Origin of the sequence: Gryllotalpicola protaetiae (genome assembly GCF_003627055.1) — a bacterium.
In the GTDB taxonomy this organism is placed as follows: domain Bacteria; phylum Actinomycetota; class Actinomycetes; order Actinomycetales; family Microbacteriaceae; genus Gryllotalpicola; species Gryllotalpicola protaetiae.
Map to the genome: position 1 here is coordinate 2,233,826 of NZ_CP032624.1, position 20,880 is coordinate 2,254,705.

General features: G+C 65.9%; 18 protein-coding genes, 1 tRNA gene and 3 rRNA genes. 16 read left to right on the top strand and 6 right to left on the bottom strand.

Annotated features, from left to right (window positions below):
* The first annotated feature begins 101 nt into the window (after positions 1-101).
* The 5 genes from D7I44_RS10945 to D7I44_RS10965 all read left to right on the top strand — a co-directional run bounded on the left by D7I44_RS10945 (position 102) and on the right by D7I44_RS10965 (position 3,889).
* Complete coding sequence (locus D7I44_RS10945; RefSeq protein ID WP_181445561.1) at positions 102-548, top strand: FAS1-like dehydratase domain-containing protein; 447 nt, start codon at positions 102-104, stop codon at positions 546-548.
* A gap of 1 nt (position 549) precedes the next feature.
* Positions 550-960, top strand: coding sequence for a MaoC family dehydratase (locus D7I44_RS10950; protein WP_120789530.1), 411 nt, complete (start codon positions 550-552; stop codon positions 958-960).
* Positions 957-2,015 (top strand): UDP-N-acetylmuramate dehydrogenase, encoded by a 1,059-nt coding sequence (locus D7I44_RS10955; RefSeq protein ID WP_120789531.1) that lies wholly within the window; start codon positions 957-959, stop codon positions 2,013-2,015. Before D7I44_RS10950 ends, D7I44_RS10955 begins: the two co-directional genes overlap by 4 nt.
* 128 nt (positions 2,016-2,143) lie before the next feature.
* Positions 2,144-3,109, top strand: coding sequence for an ATP-binding cassette domain-containing protein (locus D7I44_RS10960; RefSeq protein ID WP_120790912.1), 966 nt, complete (start codon positions 2,144-2,146; stop codon positions 3,107-3,109).
* A gap of 18 nt (positions 3,110-3,127) precedes the next feature.
* On the top strand, positions 3,128-3,889 hold the full coding sequence (locus tag D7I44_RS10965; protein ID WP_120789532.1) for an ABC transporter permease: 762 nt from the start codon (positions 3,128-3,130) through the stop codon (positions 3,887-3,889).
* A gap of 87 nt (positions 3,890-3,976) precedes the next feature.
* Here D7I44_RS10965 and D7I44_RS10970 read toward each other — a convergent pair whose 3' ends face one another.
* Complete coding sequence (locus D7I44_RS10970; RefSeq protein ID WP_120789533.1) at positions 3,977-4,399, bottom strand: hypothetical protein; 423 nt, start codon at positions 4,397-4,399, stop codon at positions 3,977-3,979.
* 11 nt (positions 4,400-4,410) lie between these two features.
* Positions 4,411-5,991 carry a PspC domain-containing protein gene (locus D7I44_RS18205; RefSeq protein ID WP_162940223.1) on the bottom strand — a complete coding sequence of 527 codons (1,581 nt, stop codon included), beginning with the start codon at positions 5,989-5,991 and terminating at the stop codon, positions 4,411-4,413.
* A 115-nt stretch (positions 5,992-6,106) separates the two neighbouring features.
* Here D7I44_RS18205 and D7I44_RS10985 point away from each other — a divergent pair, with 115 nt between their 5' ends.
* The 11 genes from D7I44_RS10985 to rrf all read left to right on the top strand — a co-directional run bounded on the left by D7I44_RS10985 (position 6,107) and on the right by rrf (position 16,819).
* Entirely contained in the window at positions 6,107-7,114 is a 1,008-nt protein-coding gene (locus tag D7I44_RS10985; RefSeq protein WP_120789534.1) for an ATP-binding protein, read from the top strand.
* Entirely contained in the window at positions 7,111-7,767 is a 657-nt protein-coding gene (locus D7I44_RS10990) for a LuxR C-terminal-related transcriptional regulator (protein ID WP_120789535.1), read from the top strand. Before D7I44_RS10985 ends, D7I44_RS10990 begins: the two co-directional genes overlap by 4 nt.
* 119 nt (positions 7,768-7,886) lie before the next feature.
* A tRNA-Trp gene (locus tag D7I44_RS10995) sits at positions 7,887-7,959 on the top strand.
* Between the two features lie 41 nt (positions 7,960-8,000).
* Positions 8,001-8,276, top strand: a complete 276-nt coding sequence (secE, locus tag D7I44_RS11000) for a preprotein translocase subunit SecE (RefSeq protein WP_120789536.1) — start codon at positions 8,001-8,003, stop codon at positions 8,274-8,276.
* 68 nt (positions 8,277-8,344) lie between these two features.
* On the top strand, positions 8,345-9,283 hold the full coding sequence (gene nusG / locus D7I44_RS11005; protein ID WP_120789537.1) for a transcription termination/antitermination protein NusG: 939 nt from the start codon (positions 8,345-8,347) through the stop codon (positions 9,281-9,283).
* Between the two features lie 103 nt (positions 9,284-9,386).
* Positions 9,387-9,818, top strand: a complete 432-nt coding sequence (gene rplK / locus D7I44_RS11010; RefSeq protein WP_120789538.1) for a 50S ribosomal protein L11 — start codon at positions 9,387-9,389, stop codon at positions 9,816-9,818.
* A gap of 76 nt (positions 9,819-9,894) precedes the next feature.
* Positions 9,895-10,584, top strand: coding sequence for a 50S ribosomal protein L1 (gene rplA, locus D7I44_RS11015; protein ID WP_120789539.1), 690 nt, complete (start codon positions 9,895-9,897; stop codon positions 10,582-10,584).
* 92 nt (positions 10,585-10,676) lie between these two features.
* Positions 10,677-11,132 (top strand): DsbA family protein, encoded by a 456-nt coding sequence (locus tag D7I44_RS11020; protein WP_120789540.1) that lies wholly within the window; start codon positions 10,677-10,679, stop codon positions 11,130-11,132.
* A 412-nt stretch (positions 11,133-11,544) separates the two neighbouring features.
* Positions 11,545-13,070, top strand: a 16S ribosomal RNA gene (locus D7I44_RS11025).
* 406 nt (positions 13,071-13,476) lie between these two features.
* Positions 13,477-16,598: ribosomal RNA gene (locus D7I44_RS11030) — 23S ribosomal RNA — on the top strand.
* Positions 16,599-16,702: 104 nt separating this feature from the next.
* A 5S ribosomal RNA gene (gene rrf / locus D7I44_RS11035) occupies positions 16,703-16,819 on the top strand.
* The 16S, 23S and 5S rRNA genes sit together here, the layout of an rRNA operon.
* Positions 16,820-16,876: 57 nt before the next feature.
* On the opposite strand, the gene D7I44_RS11040 is transcribed toward rrf, so the two are convergent.
* From D7I44_RS11040 to D7I44_RS11055, 4 genes are read right to left on the bottom strand one after another with little or no spacing between them, the layout of a single operon-like run.
* Positions 16,877-17,848, bottom strand: a complete 972-nt coding sequence (locus D7I44_RS11040) for an NADP-dependent oxidoreductase (RefSeq protein WP_120789541.1) — start codon at positions 17,846-17,848, stop codon at positions 16,877-16,879.
* Positions 17,849-17,895: 47 nt separating this feature from the next.
* On the bottom strand, positions 17,896-18,534 hold the full coding sequence (locus D7I44_RS11045; RefSeq protein ID WP_181445628.1) for a YqaJ viral recombinase family protein: 639 nt from the start codon (positions 18,532-18,534) through the stop codon (positions 17,896-17,898).
* Between the two features lie 15 nt (positions 18,535-18,549).
* The gene (locus D7I44_RS11050; RefSeq protein WP_120789543.1) at positions 18,550-19,590 is read right to left on the bottom strand and encodes a Gfo/Idh/MocA family protein; all 1,041 of its coding nucleotides are present in this window, start codon (positions 19,588-19,590) and stop codon (positions 18,550-18,552) included.
* Positions 19,591-19,616: 26 nt separating this feature from the next.
* Entirely contained in the window at positions 19,617-20,780 is a 1,164-nt protein-coding gene (locus D7I44_RS11055; protein ID WP_120789544.1) for an ROK family transcriptional regulator, read from the bottom strand.
* Positions 20,781-20,880: the final 100 nt, after the last annotated feature.

Here is a 20,880-nt window from a genome sequence, read left to right on the forward strand (position 1 = left end):
AGTGCGACAGCTGCCAGTAGGCGTACAACTTTCCGAAGGGCCCCGGTCGTGATCACGACCGGGGCCCTTCCCTTTAACTAACCCCCGTTAGGCTTTCTCAGGTGCCGATCAATCCCGACATCCAGGGCCGCACGCTCGAGCCGACCGCGCCCTATCTGGTGGGCCGCGAGAAGATCCGCGAGTTCTCCCGTGCCGTCTTCGCGACCAACCCCGTGAACCGTGACAGCGCTGCGGCGCAGGCTGCGGGCTACGCAGACGTCGTCGCGCCCCCGACTTTCCCCATCGTGATCCAGCAGCTCACGCTCGACCAGCTGCTCGCCGAGCCCGACGCCGGCATCGACTTCAGCCGTGTCGTCCACGGCGACCAGCGCTTCAGCTACACACGCCCGATCGTCGCGGGCGACGAGCTCACCGGCCGTCTGACGGTGACGAGCGTCAAGTCGCTGGGCGGAAATTCGATGATCACGGCCGACACGGTGGTGACGGATGCCGCGGGCGAGCACGTCGTCACCGCGATCTCGACCATCGTCGTCCGAGCGGAGGACTGAGATGACCGACACCCTCACCGTCGGCGACGTGGTCGCGCAGGCGGCTTTTCCCCTCAGCCGCGACTCGCTCGTCCGCTACGCCGGCGCCTCAGGCGACTTCAACCCGATCCACTACCGCGACGACGTCGCGGCGTCGGTCGGCCTTCCCGGCGTCCTCGCGCACGGCATGCTCACGATGGGCCTCGCGGTGCAGCCGGTCTCCGACTGGCTCGGTGACCCCGGCCGCATCCTCGACTACCAGGTGCGCTTCACGCGCCCCGTCGTCGTCGACCCGCAGAGCGGCGCCGAGATCCTCGTCGTCGCAAAGGTCGGCAAGCTCGACGAGGAAGCCGGTCAGGCGCGCATCGACCTGACCGTGACGGTCGGCGAGCAGACGGTGCTCGGCAAGTCCCAGGTGCTCATTCGCCTGTGACCGACTCGATTCCCGCTCTCTCCGAACTGACCACTCTGCACGTCGGCGGGGTGCCGGCCGCCTTCATCGCGCCCGAGACCGAGGCCGAACTGGTCGAGGTGGCGCGCGAGCTGTGGTCCCGGGGCGAGCCGTGGCTCATCCTCGGCGGCGGCTCGAATACGGTCGCCCCCGATGACGGCTTCGAAGGCACGGTGCTGCGCGTGATGACCCGTGGCATCGAGCGACTCGAGGCGCCGGCCGGCGAGGTGCGCCTGCGCGTCCAGGCGGGCGAGCCGTGGGACTACCTCGTGAGCGTCGCGGTCGACAACGGCTGGGCGGGCATCGAGACCCTGAGCGGCATCCCCGGCTCCACGGGGGCCGTGCCGGTGCAGAACGTCGGCGCCTACGGGCAAGAGGCCGCCAGTGTGCTCGTCGCGGTCGATGTGCTCGACGCCGAGTCGCTCGAGACTCGACGGCTCGAGGCGTCCGAGCTCGCACTCGGGTACCGCGACTCGATCTTCAAGCACGGCTACGAGGGCCTGATCACAGCCGTCGAGCTGCGACTGACGCAGGCGGGGCCGGATGCCTCGGCCGAAGGCGCCCCGATCGCCTACTCCCAGCTCGCCGCGGCGCTCGGCGTCGAACTGGGCGCGCGAGCCTCGCTCGCGGCGACCCGCGACGCCGTGATCGCGCTGCGCCGCTCGAAGGGCATGGTGCTCGACCCGTCTGACCCTGACACCTTCAGCGCCGGATCCTTCTTCACGAACCCGATCGTCCCGGAGCCGTTCGCGCGCGCGCTTCCGGGCGATGGCCCGCGCTGGCCCGTGGCCGACCAGCCGACCCACGGCCCGGTGCTCGTGAAGCTCAGCGCCGCCTGGCTCATCGAGCACAGCGGCATCGGCCGCGGTTTCGCGCTGCCAGGGTCGCGGGCGGCGGTCTCGAGCAAGCACACGCTCGCGCTGACGAACCGCGGGGGAGCGACCGCGCGCGAGATCGTCCAGCTCGCCACCTTCATCCAGGCGCGCGTCTCGAACGACTTCGGCATCAACCTCCAGCCGGAGCCCGTCATCCTCTGACCGCCTCCGCTCATTGAGGAGCCCGCGAAGCGCGCGTCTCGAAATGAGCGCGGGCCGCACTTGCGCCGCAGCATCCCCTTCGCTATCTTAAACGCGATATATCGCGATATAGCGAAAGGATGCCGAACATGATCCACGCCCGCGGCCTTGCCCGTACCTTCAACACCCGACGCGGCCGTGAGCGGGTGCAGGTCGAAGCCGTCAAGGGCGTCGACCTCGACGTCGAGCCCGGCGAGATCGTCGGATTCCTCGGCCCCAACGGCGCCGGGAAGACGACGACTCTGCGAATGCTCACGACCCTGCTCGCGCCGACGCATGGCACGGCCACGGTGGCCGGCCACGACCTGAAATCCGACCCGGTCGGTGTCAGGCGCGCGATCGGCTACGTCAGCCAGAGCGGGTCCACCGCGATGTCGGGCGTGAAGGCAGGAGAGGAGATCGTCGACCACGGCGCGATGTACGGCCTCGACCGCGCTCGCGTCGAGGCGCGCGGCCGCGAGCTGTTCGAGCAGCTCGAGCTCGACGGCATGTGGCAGCGCGAGCCGAAGACCCTGTCGGGCGGTCAGCGCCGCCGCCTCGACATCGCGATGGGCCTCGTGCACGATCCGGGCCTCGTGTTCCTCGACGAGCCGACGACGGGCCTCGACCCGCAGGCGCGCGCGAACCTCTGGACGCACATCTCGGCCCTGCGCGATCGCCTCAGCACGACCGTGTTCCTCACGACCCACTACCTCGATGAGGCCGATGCGCTCTGCGACCGCGTTCTCGTCATCGACCACGGCGAGATCGTCGCATCCGACACCCCTGACGCGCTCAAGCGCCAGGTCGCCGGCGACCTGATCGAGCTGGTGCTCGGCGACCCGAGCCATGTCAGCATCGCGGCCCAGCAGCTGGCGCGCATCACGTCGGATGCCGCGACCGACGTCAATGGCGGCATCGTCACCGGTCGGGTGCCGAGCGCCGGCGTCGAGCTGCCCGGTCTGCTGCGCTCCCTCGACGCGGCCGGCGTCGCCCTCGCGTCGATCGAGGTGCGCCGCCCCACCCTCGACGACGTCTTCCTCACCATGACCGGCCGTTCGCTCCGCGACGCCTGACGCCGAAAGGACTCCACCATGAACGCCCTCGCCGCCACCGGCATCGTCTACCGCCGCCAGCTGCGCCAGAACCTGCGCAACCCGGTCTGGATCATCATCGGCCTCGCCCAGCCGGTCCTGTATCTCGTCCTGTTCGGGCCGCTGCTGAAGCCCCTCGCAGCTCATCTCGGCACGACGAACGCCTACACCTTCTTCGTGCCGGGCCTGCTGCTGCAGCTCGGCCTGTTCGGTGCCTTGTTCGCTGGCTTCGGCCTCGTCTCCGAATGGCGCGAGGGCGTCGTCGAGGCCGAGCGGGTCACCCCTGCGCCCCGCACCACGCTCCTCCTCGGACGCGTGCTGCGCGACGTCTCCCTGGTCGGGGTGCAGTCCGTCATCCTGATCGCGCTCTCGTTCGCCTTCGGCCTGCGCGGCTCGATCGCCGGGATGATCCTCGGCGTCGTCATCACGATGCTGCTGGGCGGCGCATGCTCCGCGGCGTCGTACGCGCTCGCGCTGACCACCAAGAGCGAGGACGCCCTCGCTCCGATCCTCAACAGCATCGCCCTGCCGGTCATGCTGCTCTCAGGCATCATGCTGCCGATCAGCACGGCGACCGGCGCCCCGCAATGGCTGGTGACGCTCTCCGACCTGATCCCGACGAAGTACATCGTCAACGGCCTGCGCACCTCGTTCACCGGCGACATCTTCACCGGCCCGACCTTGTGGGCGGTGTTCTGGGCGGTGGTCTTCGTCATTGCCGGTCTCTGGATCGGCACGCGCACCTTCCGCCGCGACGCGTGACGACGAACAGGGAGAGAGGCGGATGTCCCACGCATCCGCCTCTCTCAACCCGCTGGTCCACTCGCGTGACGCGTGAAGGGAAACCAGCTACCCCCGCTGCCGCGTCGCCGCTTTGAGACCTTCGCTCAGCCCGATGACGAGCAGCAGGGCACCCAGCGCGAGCGCGCCGACGATGGCCCAGCCGCCGCCGTCGAGCGACAGGATCCAGTCGCTGAATGCCGCACGGCGCTCCTGCGCGAGCAACGTCCAGACCGCGAACCAGCCGGTGACTACGAACACGAGCCCCCAGATGATCCCGGCCCAGCGGATCCGCGGGGTCGTCCTCATCGGCCGGTCCGCGCGCGGGCTGAGCCACGCGGGCTCTGCCGCCGGAAGCGGGCTGGTCGCAGCCGCCGGCGCTTCGGCCGATGCGGGCGCAGCGTTCGAAGGACCGGCGGTCCCGGCATCCGTCTCACTCGTGAACAGCTCGTCGAGCTTCATTGTCTGCTCGGTGTTCTTCTCGTCGCTCATGATCCTGCCCTTCAGTCGAGGTAGCCGAAGCCGCTGTCGGGGCGTTCGCCGCCCTGGTAGATGTAGACCCCACCGTGGCCCTGCGTGATGTCGACCACGAGGTCGGCCGTGCCGCCGTCGGTGTTGCTCCAGCTGCGCTCGACCGTCTTGCCCGGCGACGAGGCGCTGAGCCGCTGGCCGGTCTGCTTGACCATGTCGCCGTTCTCGAGCGTGTAGGGCTGCACGTGCGAGTCGGCGCTCGTCACCTCGACCCGTGCCTTCACCCCGTCGCCGAGGTAGACGGCGACGGCGCCGAAGGTCTGGTCGATCTCGACGTTGCGCGTGCCGCTCGAGCCCAGATCCGCGGCGGCCGCATCGATTTCGACCTGTCCGGCGAACTGGCTGTAGCTGACGTCGCGGTCCGCGCGCAGCTGGGTGTAGCCGACCGTGGCGTTGTGCACGGGCCAGCCGAACGAGCCGAGCCCGATGACGAGCGTCGCGATGGCGAAGAACGCGAGCACGCCGCTGCGGCGCCGAGCGGCACCTGCGATGACCATGCCGAGCCCAATCACGGCGAGCGCGACGCCCATGCCGATCGGCGCGGCGTACCGGTTCACGTCAGCGTCGCCTGCCGCCACGACGCCGGCGATGCCGCCTGCGACGAGCGCGACGCCGAGCACGAGCGCGACGGCCCATCCCGCGGCGCGCGGGTTGGCCGCGCGGCGGGCGAGCCGCTTGGCTTCGAACTGGGCGGCGAGCGCCTGCGACTGCGCCCGCACTTCCGCGCTGCGCACGTCGCGAGCGGAGCGCAGCTGTGCCCGCTGCTGCTCCTGCCATGCCTGGTGCTGCGCGCGCCAGGCGGCGTAGCGCTCCCGCCATTCGCTGAGGTCGTCCTTCGTCGCACCGGCGCCGGGCGCCGAAGGCGCGGAAGGCGGCTCGGCCGCGTCCGCGTGCGGTTTCTGATCGGATGCCTCAGCCGGCGCCGTCTCCGCGGCGGGAGCCGCTGGCTGAGCCGCCGCAGCAGCTGCGGGCGCGGCGGCCGCGAACGGCGCAGCCGCGCCGGCACCGGGCTGTCCGCCTTGGGGTCCATCGAAGGGCCGCGGCCGCGGCGGGTTGTTCCGGTAGCGCTGCACGAGCCACACGATGAACCACACGATGGCGCCCACGATGGCGAGGTTCCACAGCACACGCAGCACTTCGGCGGGGCCTTCGAGCCACCAGGCGGCGCCGACGGCATGGCCGCCGAGCCACCACACGCCCTGCGTGAACGGAATGAAGGTGAGCACCACCAGCACGCCGATGGCGATCAGCGGCGCGTCGAAGATTCCGCGCAGCATCCGCTCGAGGTGGATCTCGCCGTGCGTGTCCGGCAGCAGCAGCCATGCCGCGGCGTAGAAGAAGAGGGCGGGGCCGCCCAAGATGGCGATCACCACGGCGATGCCGCGGACGATCAGCGGGTCGAGCCCGGTGCGGAGGGCGATGCCGCCGCACACGCCGCCGATCCACCCGTCCGCACGGACCACGCCTAGGCTGCGCAGCCACGTGAAGAAACGGTTGGACTCGGGCCGTGGTGCGTTCGACGGCGGAGTGGGAGTCGATGTCTGGTTCGTCACACTTCGATGGTCCCGCCCGCCGGGGCACGGTCACCATGAGGGACCGCCCTGACCCGACCCTGAATTGCCGCCGCCGACCGGGTCAGGGTCGTCCTGGCAATGGTTTGATTCCAGCATGAGCTCCGTTCCCGCCACCCCGCGTCGCGTGCCGCTGCTGCGCCCGCGCGACTGTGTCGTCGGCGGGGTCAGCGTCGGCCTCGCGCGGCACCTCGGCTGGGAGGTGACGACGGTCCGCTGGCTCTTCGCCGCGACCAGCCTGCTCGGCGGCGCCGGAGTTCTCTTCTATGCCTGGCTGTGGGCGACGGTGCCCGTTGAGGACGCAGTGACGGATGCCGGCGCGACGGCGCCGCCGATCAGGCACCGTATCCCGCTGCGCTGGGTAGGGGTCGTCGCCTGCCTGGTCGTCGCCGCGATCCTGCTGGTCTTCTGGGGGCGGACGGGGGGAGTGGTCTCCGGCCTGCTCTTCACCCTCGCTGTCCTGCTCGCGGCCGTCGGGGTCTTCGGTCCATGGGCGATCCGGGTCTGGCACGAGCTCATGGCGGAGCGCACCAAGCGCGTCCGCGAAGAGGAGCGGGCGGAGATGGCCGCGCACCTGCACGACTCGGTGCTGCAGACCCTCGCGCTGATCCAGAACCGCGCGGGCGCCTCGAGCGAGGTCGCCCGCATCGCCCGCGCGCAGGAGCGCGAGCTGCGCGAGTGGCTCTACGCGGGTGTCGGCACAGCCGACAGCGATCTGGCCACCGACCTCAAGGACTACGCCGCCGCGCTCGAGCTCGACTACGCGGTCCGCTTCGATGTCGTCGCGGTTGGCACGAGCGCAGAGCGCTCGAGCGGCGAGCTGGCCGCGGCGTCCCGCGAGGCGATGCTGAACGCTGCCCGGCACGCGGGCGGCGACGTGTCCGTCTACATCGAGGCGTCGACCGCCGCCGTCGATGTCTTCATCCGAGATCGCGGTCCTGGGTTCGACGCAGCGCAGGTTCCCGAGCACCGCCTCGGCGTGCGAGAGTCGATCATCGGCCGCATGCGGCGCGTCGGCGGGTCGGCATCCGTCGGCCGCGGCGCCGGCGGCGCGGGCACCGAGGTGCACCTGCACTTCGACGGAGGAGGGAGGGGCGAGTCGTGACCGAGCCCATCACGGTTGTGGTCGTCGATGACCACTCGATCTTCCGCTCGGGCCTGCGTGCCGATCTCGAAGACTTCATCCACGTGGTGGGTGAGGCGGGGGACGTCGATGCAGCCGTCGCAGCGGTGGCTCAGCACGCCCCTCAGGTCGTCCTGCTCGACGTGCATCTGCCGGGCGGCCAGGGCGGCGGCGGCGCGGAGGTGATCCGCCGGGCCGCGCCCGCCGCATCCGGGACCCGCTTCCTCGCGCTCAGCGTGAGCGACTCGGCGGAAGACGTGGTGGGCGTCATCCGCGCCGGAGCCCGCGGCTACATCACGAAGGGCAGCTCGGGCGCCGAGGTGAGTCGCGCGGTCGCGACGGTCGCCGGTGGCGACGCCGTGTTCTCGCCGAGACTCGCCGGCTTCGTCCTCGACGCGTTCGGCGCGGCGGCCGGCGAGCAGGCTCAGACGGACGAGGAGCTCGACCGCCTCTCGGCGCGCGAGCGCGAGGTGATGCGCCTGATCGCACGCGGCTACTCCTACAAAGAGGTCGCCACCGAGCTGTTCATCTCGATCAAGACGGTCGAGACGCACGTGTCCGCCGTGCTGCGCAAGCTCCAGCTCTCCTCGCGTCACGAGCTCACCGCGTGGGCCCTCGAGCGCCGCCTCCTGTGAGGCGTCCCACCTCGTTTTGCGCCCCTCTCCCGCCTCGCCTAAACTGTCCGAGGTAGTTGAAATCTGCCAAGCTTTCCCATGCCCTGATTCCGGTCGCGGGAAGTGAGATTTCAGCCCATAGGGCGGTGGCTCAATTGGTAGAGCAGCGGTCTCCAAAACCGCAGGTTGCAGGTTCGAGTCCTGTCCGCCCTGCAAGCCGGCGCTGATGTGTCGGCCCGTGAAAGGTGAGCTGAGTGGCCCGAAAAGTCATCGACGAGCCCAGCGAGGACGTCGTAGCGATTGCGAAGAAACAGCGCGCCGAGCGCCGTAACCCCTTCGCGCGTGTCGCTCTGTTCTTCCGTCAAGTGATGGGCGAACTCCGCAAGGTCGTCACGCCTACCCGTGGCGAGCTGTTCAGCTACACCGGCGTCGTGCTGATCTTCGTGATCATCATGATGGCGCTGGTGTTCGGCCTCGACCAGCTGTTCGGCTGGCTCGTGCTCCTCGCCTTCGGTGGCGGCAGTTCCTGACCTTCACGGGTGAGACGGCCTGCGGGCGGCAGTCGGCAGACCGAGTAACAGAAATGGATTGGTGAGCAGTGGCTAAGAGTGAGCGCGAAGACGTCGATTGGGCGACCGCCGCAGAGCAGTCGGCTGAAGACGACGAGGCGCAGACCGGCAGCATCAACGCGGTCGACGAGGCCGATGTGGATGCCGCTGAGCACGGTGCCCTGCACCTGACCGGTGCCGACGGCGACGACGTCGACCTGAACGCGGTCCTCGACGCGATCGCCGAGGCCTCGGACCCCGAGGCCGACCAGGTCGTCGACGAGGCGCTCGAGGTGCCGACCTCTGAAGACGCCGAGGCGGTCGTTAACGCCCTCGAAGACGCCGACGAAGAGGCTGCGGCCGAGGCCGAGGTCGACCCGTACGAGGCGTTCAAGACCGAGCTGCGCATGAAGCCGGGCAAGTGGTACGTGATCCACTCCTACGCAGGCTTCGAGCGCCGCGTGAAGTCGAACCTCGAGAACCGCATCCAGTCGATGGACATGCAGGACTACATCTTCCAGATGGAGGTCCCCATGGAAGACGTGGTCGAGATCAAGAACGGCCAGCGCAAGATGGTCACGCGCGTGCGCATCCCGGGCTACGTGCTCGTCCGCATGGACCTGAACGAAGACAGCTGGTCGGTCGTGCGTCACACCCCGGGTGTCACCGGATTCGTCGGCAACGCGCACAACCCGACGCCACTGCGCTTCAACGAGGCGTTCGAGATGCTGAAGAGCCTCGTCCAGGTCGAGGCCGCTCCGGCCGGCCGCGCAGGCGCCAAGGGCCAGAAGGCCGCCGCCCGCGCGATCCCCGCCGAGGTCGACTTCGAGATCGGCGAGACCATCACCATCAAGGAAGGCTCGTTCGCGGGCCTGCCCGGCTCCATCAGCGAGATCAACACGCAGAGCGGCAAGCTCACGGTCCTCGTCTCGCTGTTCGAGCGCGAGACCCCGGTCGAGCTCAGCTTCGACCAGGTCACCAAGCTGTAAGAAGCGTCCAGCTTCTTCGACTAAGATTCCACGGTCCACCGCCGGCGTCCGCCGCGCGGGAGAGCGCACCTCACGGTGCACTCGAACAGAAAGAAGGAAACCAATGGCTCCCAAGAAGAAGGTCACTGGTCTGATCAAGCTTCAGATCAAGGCCGGTGCCGCGAACCCCGCCCCGCCGATCGGCCCCGCGCTCGGTCAGCACGGCGTGAACATCATGGAGTTCTGCAAGGCGTACAACGCCGCCACCGAGGCGCAGCGCGGCAACGTCATCCCGGTCGAGATCACCGTGTACGAGGACCGCTCGTTCACGTTCGTCCTCAAGACCCCGCCGGCCGCAGAGCTGATCAAGAAGGCCGCAGGCGTGCCGAAGGGCTCCGGGGTCCCCCACACCAACAAGGTGGGCAAGATCACCCGCGAGCAGGTCCGCGCGATCGCGCAGGAGAAGCTCGTCGACCTGAATGCGAACGACCTCGACGCCGCCGAGAAGATCATCGCCGGCACCGCCCGCTCCATGGGCATCACCGTCGACGCGTAAGCGCCGAGGCTCAACAACTTTTTCGTGGCAGCGCCGGCCAGGCGCGACGACCACCATCTCTCAAGGAGAACCAGACATGGCACAGAAGTCCAAGGCCTACCGGGCCGCGGCCGACAAGATCGAGGTCGGCAAGTTCTACACGCCGAACGAGGCGGTCACCCTCGCGAAGGAGACCGGCTCCGTGAAGTTCAACTCGACCGTCGAGGTCGCGCTGAAGCTCGGCGTCGACCCTCGTAAGGCCGACCAGATGGTGCGCGGCACCGTCATCCTTCCGCACGGCACGGGCAAGACCGCCCGCGTCATCGTCTTCGCGACCGGCCCCGCGGCCGAGGCCGCTCTCGCGGCCGGCGCCGACGAGGTCGGCGGCGACGAGCTGATCGAGAAGGTCGCCGGCGGCTACACCGCCTTCGACTCGGCTGTCGCGACCCCCGAGCTCATGGGCAAGGTCGGCCGTCTCGGCAAGGTGCTCGGCCCGCGTGGTCTCATGCCCAACCCGAAGACCGGCACTGTGACCCCGAACCCGGCCAAGGCCGTCGAGGAGATCAAGGGCGGCAAGATCGAGTTCCGCGTCGACAAGCACTCCAACGTGCACTTCGTCGTCGGCAAGGCCGGCTTCAGCGCCGACCAGCTCGCCGAGAACTTCAAGGTCGCCATCGACGAGGTCCAGCGACTCAAGCCGGCCGCAGCCAAGGGCCGCTACATCCAGAAGGGCGCCGTCTCGACGACCTTCGGCCCGGGCATCCCGCTCGACGTCAACGCACTGTAAGCGCTATTTCCTCGAAAGGCCCGCCATTCGGCGGGCCTTTCGTCGTCTCCGGCGTCAGCACCCGCCCCGGCCGATCTGTCGAGATACAGCACATGGCTATCAGCTTCGGGTCGCGTCTCGGCAAGAGCGCCGCGTCTCTTGCGCTGCTGATGGCGGTCGCCATCACGCGAGTGCCTGCGCGCCGACGCCTCCTCGCCGCGATCGCAGACGACGGGCAGCTCGCCCGAGTCCCGGCGGTCTACACCGCGGTGCTTGCTGAGCAGCCGACCGGCGAAACGGCGACCCTTCCCGACAACGATCGCCTGCTCGAGATCGCGGCATCGAGTGGCGTGCACGTGACGAGCGCGATCCGCGAGGCGGTCGACACGGGCCGATGGGACGACTGGGTGCAGCACGCGAACGATGCGGCAATAGGCCGGCCGATCGGCGATACGGGAGTGACCCTCCGCTACGTCCCGACCGTATTGGTGAACGGGCGCCAGCTCGAGATACGTGAGGACGGCACCGACCTCCAGCGCCTGCTTGCGGCGATCGATTCGACCCGCTGAGTGGCCGGATTCCGCGGGCTTCAGCGCGACACGCCCGGGCGGGTGCCTGGATTTGAGCGGTGGCCTGGTGCCGCGTAAATTACTTACTTGTCACCCCAAAGGTGCGGCTGAGCTGCTCAGCTCGCCGGCCTCAAGCGGAGATGATCTTCTTGCTTTCGCAGCCCGCTCCGATTTGGAGCGAGAGCCACGAAATGCTAAGATAGACAAGTTGCCTCGGAGCGAATCCGGCCGGTTTTCCGGTCGGCCGAATCCGGGTGCGTACGGTCTTTGAGAACTCAACAGCGTGCACATTGTCAATGCCAATACCCCTGGCACCGTTTTTGGATGGTGTTGGGATTCCTTTGGTTTATTTGATGGATTGAATGTCAGTTTTGATGTTCTTTTGTCATGGTCGGACTTTGTCCGCAAGTTTTTTGTGGAGAGTTTGATCCTGGCTCAGGACGAACGCTGGCGGCGTGCTTAACACATGCAAGTCGAACGATGAAGGCTGGTGCTTGCACTGGCTGGATTAGTGGCGAACGGGTGAGTAACACGTGAGTAACCTGCCCTTGGCTCTGGGATACGCGTTGGAAACGGCGTCTAATACTGGATAGGACTTCTCGCCGCATGGTGGGGGGTGGAAAGATTTATCGGCCATGGATGGGCTCGCGGCCTATCAGCTTGTTGGTGAGGTAGTGGCTCACCAAGGCGACGACGGGTAGCCGGCCTGAGAGGGTGACCGGCCACACTGGGACTGAGACACGGCCCAGACTCCTACGGGAGGCAGCAGTGGGGAATATTGCACAATGGGCGAAAGCCTGATGCAGCAACGCCGCGTGGGGGATGACGGCCTTCGGGTTGTAAACCTCTTTTGGCAGGGAAGAAGCCTTCGGGTGACGGTACCTGCAGAAAAAGGACCGGCTAACTACGTGCCAGCAGCCGCGGTAATACGTAGGGTCCGAGCGTTGTCCGGAATTATTGGGCGTAAAGAGCTCGTAGGCGGTTCGTCGCGTCTGCCGTGAAATCCTCAGGCTCAACCTGAGGCGTGCGGTGGGTACGGGCGGGCTAGAGTGCGGTAGGGGAGAATGGAACTCCTGGTGTAGCGGTGGAATGCGCAGATATCAGGAAGAACACCGATGGCGAAGGCAGTTCTCTGGGCCGTAACTGACGCTGAGGAGCGAAAGCGTGGGGAGCGAACAGGATTAGATACCCTGGTAGTCCACGCCGTAAACGTTGGGCGCTAGATGTGGGGACCATTCCACGGTTTCCGTGTCGTAGCTAACGCATTAAGCGCCCCGCCTGGGGAGTACGGCCGCAAGGCTAAAACTCAAAGGAATTGACGGGGGCCCGCACAAGCGGCGGAGCATGCGGATTAATTCGATGCAACGCGAAGAACCTTACCAAGGCTTGACATATACCGGAAACGGCCAGAGATGGTCGCCCCCTTGTGGTCGGTATACAGGTGGTGCATGGTTGTCGTCAGCTCGTGTCGTGAGATGTTGGGTTAAGTCCCGCAACGAGCGCAACCCTCGTTCTATGTTGCCAGCACGTTATGGTGGGAACTCATAGGAGACTGCCGGGGTCAACTCGGAGGAAGGTGGGGATGACGTCAAATCATCATGCCCCTTATGTCTTGGGCTTCACGCATGCTACAATGGCCGGTACAAAGGGCTGCGATGTCGTAAGGCGGAGCGAATCCCAAAAAGCCGGTCTCAGTTCGGATTGAGGTCTGCAACTCGACCTCATGAAGTCGGAGTCGCTAGTAATCGCAGATCAGCAACGCTGCGGTGAATACGTTCCCGGGCCTTGTACACACCGCCCGTCAAGTCATGAAAGTCGGTAACACCCGAAGCCAGTGGCCTAACCGTAAGGAGGGAGCTGTCGAAGGTGGGATCGGTGATTAGGACTAAGTCGTAACAAGGTAGCCGTACCGGAAGGTGCGGCTGGATCACCTCCTTTCTAAGGAGCATCTGACCAGCTTGCTGGTCCAGAACCCGCGCCCATGGCGAATGTCTGTGGGGTGGGGCTCATGGGTGGAACATTGACGATGCCTCCGATCGAGCTGATCGGTTCTCAGTACGGCCTTCGGGTTTGGAACGGGGCTGGTTGGGGTTGGTCGGGGGGTGCGCGCTGTTGGGTCCTGAGGGACCGTGCTGGCTGCCGGTTGGTGGTTGAGCGGTTTTTCTTCAGGCCTTCCCGATGCAGGTTTTGTTCTGCGGGTGGGGGGTGCTGTCCGTATTTTGAGAACTACACAGTGGACGCGAGCATCTTAGATCCGCGGCTCTTTTGAGTTTGCGGGTCACCAAAATGGTCTGTTCTGAGGGCTTTGGCTCTTGGAGCGATTCTTTTTTGACTCATGTTGTGGTGGCAAGTTTCTAAGAGCGAACGGTGGATGCCTTGGCATCTGGAGCCGATGAAGGACGTAGCAATCTGCGATAAGCCTCGGGGAGTTGATAAGCGAACTGTGATCCGAGGGTGTCCGAATGGGGAAACCTGGCCAGGCCCTTTGGGTGACCTGGTTACTCCCGCCTGAATGTATAGGGCGGGTAGAGGGAACGTGGGGAAGTGAAACATCTCAGTACCCACAGGAAGAGAAAACAAAATGTGATTCCGTTAGTAGTGGCGAGCGAACGCGGATGTGGCTAAACCTGTCACGTGTGATACCCGGCAGGGGTTGCGTGGTGGGGGTTGTGGGACCCTTCGAGGAGGACTGCCGTTCTCCTGCGGTGACGTGCGCGTGGTGTAGGCGAACAGCTTGGAAAGGCTGACCGTAGCGGGTGAGAGTCCTGTAGCCGAAATGCTGCGCCGGCCGGAGGGTGTTCCCGAGTAGCACGGGGCCCGAGAAATCCCGTGTGAATCTGCCAGGACCACCTGGTAAGCCTGAATACTCCCAGATGACCGATAGCGGACAAGTACCGTGAGGGAAAGGTGAAAAGTACCCCGGGAGGGGAGTGAAATAGTTCCTGAAACCGTTCGCTTACAAACCGTCGGAGCCGGCTTGTTCCGGTGACGGCGTGCCTTTTGAAGAATGAGCCTGCGAGTTAGCGATACGTGGCGAGGTTAACCCGTGTGGGGAAGCCGTAGCGAAAGCGAGTCCGAATAGGGCGTTTTTAGTCGCGTGTCCTAGACCCGAAGCGAAGTGATCTACCCATGGCCAGGTTGAAGCGACGGTAAGACGTCGTGGAGGACCGAACCCACCAGGGTTGAAAACCTGGGGGATGAGCTGTGGGTAGGGGTGAAAGGCCAATCAAACTTCGTGATAGCTGGTTCTCTCCGAAATGCATTTAGGTGCAGCGTTGCGTGTTTCTTGCCGGAGGTAGAGCTACTGGATAGCCGATGGGGCCTAAAAGCTTACTGACGTTAGCCAAACTCCGAATGCCGGTAAGTGAGAGCGCAGCAGTGAGACGGTGGGGGATAAGCTTCATCGTCGAGAGGGAAACAACCCAGACCACCGACTAAGGTCCCTAAGCGCGTGCTAAGTGGGAAAGGATGTGGAGTTGCACAGACAACCAGGAGGTTGGCTTAGAAGCAGCCACCCTTGAAAGAGTGCGTAATAGCTCACTGGTCAAGTGATTCCGCGCCGACAATGTAACGGGGCTCAAGCACGCCACCGAAGTCGTGGCATTGCCGCAGCAGACAGGCCTTCGTGGTCCAGTCGCGGTGATGGGTAGGAGAGCGTCGTGTGGGCGGTGAAGCAGCGGGGTGACCCAGCTGTGGAGGCCACACGAGTGAGAATGCAGGCATGAGTAGCGAAAGACGGGTGAGAAACCCGTCCTCCGAAAGACCAAGGGTTCCAGGGCCAGGTTAATCCGCCCTGGGTAAGTCGGGACCTAAGGCGAGGCCGACAGGCGTAGTCGATGGACAACGGGTTGATATTCCCGTACCGGCGAAGAACCGCCCATGCTGATCTGGTAATGCTAAGCATCCGATGCCGGCACTGTCTCCTTTCGAGGGGGCGCCGCCGGCGGAGCATGCGACCCAGTCCGGGGAGGCAAGCGTGTTAACAGGTGTGACGCAGGAAGGTAGCCGTACCGGGCGATGGTTGTCCCGGGGCAAGGATGTAGGGCTGGAGATAGGCAAATCCGTCTCCTGTGTGCCTGAGATCTGACGCATACCCGTCAAGGGGAATTCGGTGATCCTATGCTGCCAAGAAAAGCATCGACGCGAGGTTCTAGCCGCCCGTACCCCAAACCGACTCAGGTGGTCAGGTAGAGAATACCAAGGAGATCGAGAGAATCGTGGTTAAGGAACTCGGCAAAATGCCCCCGTAACTTCGGGAGAAGGGGGGCCCGAAGCGTGAACCCACTTGCTGGGGGAGCGTGGAGTGGCCGCAGAGACCAGTGGGAAGCGACTGTTTACTAAAAACACAGGTCCGTGCCAAGTCGCAAGACGATGTATACGGACTGACGCCTGCCCGGTGCTGGAAGGTTAAGAGGACCGGTCAGCTCTTTATTGAGCGAAGCTGAGAATTTAAGCCCCAGTAAACGGCGGTGGTAACTATAACCATCCTAAGGTAGCGAAATTCCTTGTCGGGTAAGTTCCGACCTGCACGAATGGCGTAACGACTTCCCAGCTGTCTCAACCGCGAACTCGGCGAAATTGCACTACGAGTAAAGATGCTCGTTACGCGCAGCAGGACGGAAAGACCCCGTGACCTTTACTATAGCTTGGTATTGGTGTTCGGTGCGGCTTGTGTAGGATAGGTGGGAGACTGCGAAGCGGGCACGCTAGTGTTCGTGGAGTCATTGTTGAAATACCACTCTGGTCGCTCTGGATATCTAACTTCTGACCGTGATCCGGTCAAGGGACAGTGCCTGGTGGGTAGTTTAACTGGGGCGGTTGCCTCCTAAAGAGTAACGGAGGCGCCCAAAGGTTCCCTCAACCTGGTTGGCAATCAGGTGGCGAGTGTAAGTGCACAAGGGAGCTTGACTGTGAGACTGACAGGTCGAGCAGGGACGAAAGTCGGGACTAGTGATCCGGCGGTACGTTGTGGAACGGCCGTCGCTCAACGGATAAAAGGTACCTCGGGGATAACAGGCTGATCTTGCCCAAGAGTCCATATCGACGGCATGGTTTGGCACCTCGATGTCGGCTCGTCGCATCCTGGGGCTGGAGTAGGTCCCAAGGGTTGGGCTGTTCGCCCATTAAAGCGGTACGCGAGCTGGGTTTAGAACGTCGTGAGACAGTTCGGTCCCTATCCGCTGCGCGCGCAGGAGATTTGAGAGGATCTGACCCTAGTACGAGAGGACCGGGTTGGACGAACCTCTGGTGTGTCAGTTGTTCCGCCAGGAGCACCGCTGATTAGCTACGTTCGGGATGGATAACCGCTGAAAGCATCTAAGCGGGAAGCCGGCCTCGAGATGAGATCTCCATCCCCTCGTGGGGAGAGGCTCCCAGCCAGACGACTGGGTTGATAGGCCGGATGTGGAAGCAGGGACGAAAGACCTGCGCAGCTGACCGGTACTAATAAGCCGACAACTTGTTACACCCCAACATCAGTCTTCACTGTTGACTCGCGTCCACTGAGTGGTTCCCGACATACGGGCACCAGCACACAAGCTGAAAACAGACCAGTGCCTGGTCGAACACGTTTCGGCGGCCATAGCGGGAGGGAAACGCCCGGACACATTCCGAACCCGGAAGCTAAGACTCCCAGCGCCGATGGTACTGCAGGGGCGACCCTGTGGGAGAGTAGGACACCGCCGAACACCCATTACGAAAGACCCCATCCATGACGGATGGGGTCTTTCGCATTTAAAGGCTGATCAGGAAGACCGCTCCGTCGTGATGGCTAGTTTCCCGCGAACGTGACCGGCTTCGATGCGTGCATGCGCGCTGGCGACGTCCTCGAGGGGGAAGATCTCGTCGACGTGGGGCCGCACGGAACCCTGTTCGAGCAGACGGGAGATGACAGCCAGGGTCGCAGCGTCGGGGGCGACGCGGTAGGCCGTCGCGCGGACACCAGCCGCGGTGGCTTCCTCCTCGAGTGTCGGCCAGCTGCCGGATGGGACGTTGATGACGAGTCCGTTCCGCCGCAGCACGCCCAACGACCGCGTTCCGGTGTTGTGCACATCATTGCCGACCAAGTCGATGACCACGTCGACGTCCTCGAGGCCGTCTTCGAAGCGGTGTGCGGTGTGGTCGATGGTCTCGCGGGCACCGAGCGAGCGCAGCCATTCGAGGTTCCGCGTCGACGCGGTCGCGATGACGTGCGCACCGAAGTACGCCGCGAACTGCACGGCGAAGTGGCCGACGCCGCCGGCGCCCGCATGGATGAGGATGCGCTGGCGTTCGTGCGCCTTCGCGATCGTGGTCACGACCCCCCACGCGGTCAAAGCCGCGAGGGGGACGGCGGCGGCTTCCGTGTGAGACAGTCCGACCGGCTTCGGCGCGACGCAAAGACTCGGGACCGATGCATACTGCGCGTAGCTGCCCGAGTAGTGCGGAACAGGGATGAAGCCGTACACCGCGTCGCCGGGCTGAAGCGGATGAGCGGCATACGGCGACTCGACGACGACCCCGCTGAAGTCGTGGCCCAGCACGGCAGGCAGGCGGTCGAGCGCCGCGGCGACGCCGCGGCCGGCTCGAGTCTTGGCGTCGAGCGGGTTGACGCTCGCCGCGTGGATCTCAACGAGGATCTCGTCATTGATACGCGTCGGACGGGCGATTTTCGCGAGCTTGAGCTCCTCGGGGCCACCGAAGCGCTCGAGCACCGCGGCGGTCATCAGATCGGTCACGGCTCGAACCTCCAGGCCTCGGTTCGCACGAGCCTAACCGCGGGGCATTACGCTCCGATTGCGCCCGTGTGTCGGCTCGCGAGCCTGTCGATGGTCGCGATCAGGTCCGCCGCAAGCCCCACGAGGACCGCGATCGCGTCGTCGTCGCGGTCCACCCAACGGCTTTCCGGCTCGCTGACGGGGACGAAGCCCTCGTGCCGTTCCCACACGAAAAGCGTCCGTTCGGCACCGAGGACGTACTGCTGCCACCAGATCTGCCGGAGGTAGTGACGAGGGATGCTGCGCCATGGCTTGTTGGTGGTCTTGATCTCCGCGAGCACGACGGAACCGGCATCCGTCACCGCCAGACCGTCGGGCGTCGCCAGGTGGCGCCTGTCCCGCTCGGCGTGGAAGAGCAGGGACGACGGTGCGATGCCGTGGTGGTCGAAGACCCACTGGGCGATCGCCGGCTCGCGGTCGCGGCCGTGCTCGGTGTATGCGTTGCCGCTGAAGCGGCTGCCGAACCACTTCTCCCGCGCGGCCGCCTCGACCGAGCGCGGCGTCGAGAGCTTGGCGACGTCGGTTGCGGTGATGCCGCGGCTGCGGGCACGGAGCCACGGTATGCGGTCGTTCGAGTCCGCGACGACACGGTCGAGATGGCTTGGACGGACCGACTTCTCGTCGGCGTCGAAGCCGGGGAGAAGCAGATCGGTCACGAGAAGCTAGTCTTCCAGACCCACCGTGTAGCCCAGGCGGCGACGCGCCTCGTCGATGATGCGGAGGGTGGCGATCGCCTCGGAGAACGGGTGCAGCGGTGAATCGTCCAGCCCGTCGGTGATATAGCGCGCGAATGCTGCGGCTTCGAACGCCATGCCGCCGCTGCCGGTGATCGAGCGATGGCGCGGGTAATGCTCGGGCTCGCCCTCGTTGGGGAAGAACGTGAGCGCCGAGGGCGACCAGAAGGCCGATTCGATCTCGATGCGGCCCTTGGTTCCGGAGATCGTCGCGGTCCAGGGGGTGCGCGCCTCGACGCCGATATGGACGAGGGCGTGCGATGAGGCATCCGCCTCGAGGATCAGCGAGACCTGCGCGTCGGATCCGGTAGGAGACAGGGAGCCTGCGACGTGCAGACGCGGATCCTGATTGAGTGCAGGGAGCGCGAACTGGGCGAAGGAGATCGGGTAGACGCCGAGGTCGAGCAGCGATCCGCCCGCCTTGGCCGGGTCGTACATGCGGCTGTCGGGGTCAAAGGGGACGTTCACGCCGAAATCGGCTGTCACCAGTCGCACCTCGCCGACTGCGCCGGATTCGAGCAGCTGGCGGGCGACGTCGGTGTGGGGCAGATAGCGGGTCCACATCGCCTCCATCAGGAAGACGCCCCGCTCGCGGGCCGCGTCGAGCATGCGCTGCGCCTCGGCAGCCGAGAAACCGGCGGGCTTCTCGACGAGGACGTGCTTGCCGGCCGCGATCGCGAGGAGTGCGAGGTCGAGGTGCGCGTTGTGCGTCGAGGAGACGTAGACGGCCTCGATCTCCGGGTCGGCGACGAGTCGGCCGTAGTCGTCATAAGCACGCGGCACGTCGAACTCGTCGGCGAATGCCTGCGCGCGAGCCTGCGACCGGGAGGCGACGGCGACGAGTTGCTGGCGGGTGTGATCGCGCAGCGCGCCCGCGAAGCTGCGGGCGATGCCGCCGGGCGCAAGGATGCCCCAGCGGAGCGTCGGTGCGTCGGACGGGTCGGGGAAGCGGGGAGCGGGGAGAGACATCGGTGTCCTTCTTGTCGTGGATGGAGTCAGGCGGATGCTTCGTCGAGGACGCGCTGGATGACCATGATGGCCGCGCCGAGCACGCCGCCCGTGGCACCGGCGCGCGAGTGCACGATGCTGAGGTTCTGCGTGGCGAGCGGGGTGGACTGGCCGTAGACCACCTCGCGGACGCCGGCGAGCAAGTGCTCGCCTGCACGGGCGACGCTGCCGCCGATGACCACGACGGACGGATTCAGCAGGTTGACCACGGTCGCGAGGACTTCGCCGAGATCGCGACCGGCCTGGCGCAGGCCCTGGACGGCCAGCGGGTCGCCGCGGAGACCGGCCTCCATCACGTCCTGGCTGGTGAGGGCGGGGGCATCGCGCTCCGTCATCCAGGCGGCGATCGCGGGGCCGCTCGCGAGCGCCTCGAGGTCGGCGTCCTCCGCGCCGTGCTGTGGGGTGCGTCTCGTGAAGGGGACGCGGACGTGGCCGAGGTCGCCGGCCGAGCCCTGGGCGCCGCGCTGCAGTCGCCCACCGGAGATGATCCCGGCGCCGATGCCCGTGGACACCTTGACGAACACCATGTCGGTGACGTCGGGCCAGGTCACGGCGTGCTCGCCGAGAGCAAGGACATTGACGTCGTTGTCGACGAGGACCGGAACGTCGAAGTGTCGGCCGACGTAGCCGGGCACGTCGAAGCGGTTCCAGCCGGGCATGATCGGCGGATTCGTCGGGAGGCCGCTCGCGTGCTCGACCGGACCGGGCAGCCCGACCCCGATGCCGACGAGCTCGGTGCGGGCGCGGCCGCTCGCCGTGAGCACGCGCTTGGCGGCCGCGATCGCCCAATCCAGAACAGGCTCGGGACCCGACGCGATGGCGAGCTCCCGCGACTCGGTGTGCAGGATGCTTCCCGCGAGATCGGTCAACGCGACGACGCCGTGGGTCGCGCCGAGATCCACCGCGAGCACCACGCGAGCGGCCGGGTTGAACGCGACGAGGGCCGGCGGGCGGCCGCCCGTGGACGACTCATCGCCGGCGGGGACGGCCAGGCCCGATGAGAGGAGGCCCTCGAGGCGGGCCGACACCGTCGAGCGGGCCAGGCCGGTGAGCTCGGCAAGCTGAGCCCGGGTCTTCGGGCCGCCTGTGCGAAGCATCCGCAGCAGCGCGCGCGCATCAGGGGCCACCAGCTGGCCGCGCGCGTCAGACATGACCGAATTCAATCACAGACACGAAAGTCGGCGGCAAACAATGGCCTTTTGCTTGACCGGCGACGGAAGCCTGATTGAATGAAGTCGAATCCATTCGACT

Coding starts and splice junctions, on each gene's coding strand:
- D7I44_RS10950 (WP_120789530.1), top strand. CDS start 550: ATGACCGACACCCTCACCGTCGGCGACGTGGTCGCGCAGGCGGCTTTT.
- D7I44_RS10960 (WP_120790912.1), top strand. CDS start 2,144: ATGATCCACGCCCGCGGCCTTGCCCGTACCTTCAACACCCGACGCGGC.
- D7I44_RS10965 (WP_120789532.1), top strand. CDS start 3,128: ATGAACGCCCTCGCCGCCACCGGCATCGTCTACCGCCGCCAGCTGCGC.
- D7I44_RS10970 (WP_120789533.1), bottom strand. CDS start 4,399: ATGAGCGACGAGAAGAACACCGAGCAGACAATGAAGCTCGACGAGCTG.
- D7I44_RS10985 (WP_120789534.1), top strand. CDS start 6,107: ATGAGCTCCGTTCCCGCCACCCCGCGTCGCGTGCCGCTGCTGCGCCCG.
- rplK (WP_120789538.1), top strand. CDS start 9,387: ATGGCTCCCAAGAAGAAGGTCACTGGTCTGATCAAGCTTCAGATCAAG.
- rplA (WP_120789539.1), top strand. CDS start 9,895: ATGGCACAGAAGTCCAAGGCCTACCGGGCCGCGGCCGACAAGATCGAG.
- D7I44_RS11020 (WP_120789540.1), top strand. CDS start 10,677: ATGGCTATCAGCTTCGGGTCGCGTCTCGGCAAGAGCGCCGCGTCTCTT.
- D7I44_RS11050 (WP_120789543.1), bottom strand. CDS start 19,590: ATGTCTCTCCCCGCTCCCCGCTTCCCCGACCCGTCCGACGCACCGACG.
- D7I44_RS11055 (WP_120789544.1), bottom strand. CDS start 20,780: ATGTCTGACGCGCGCGGCCAGCTGGTGGCCCCTGATGCGCGCGCGCTG.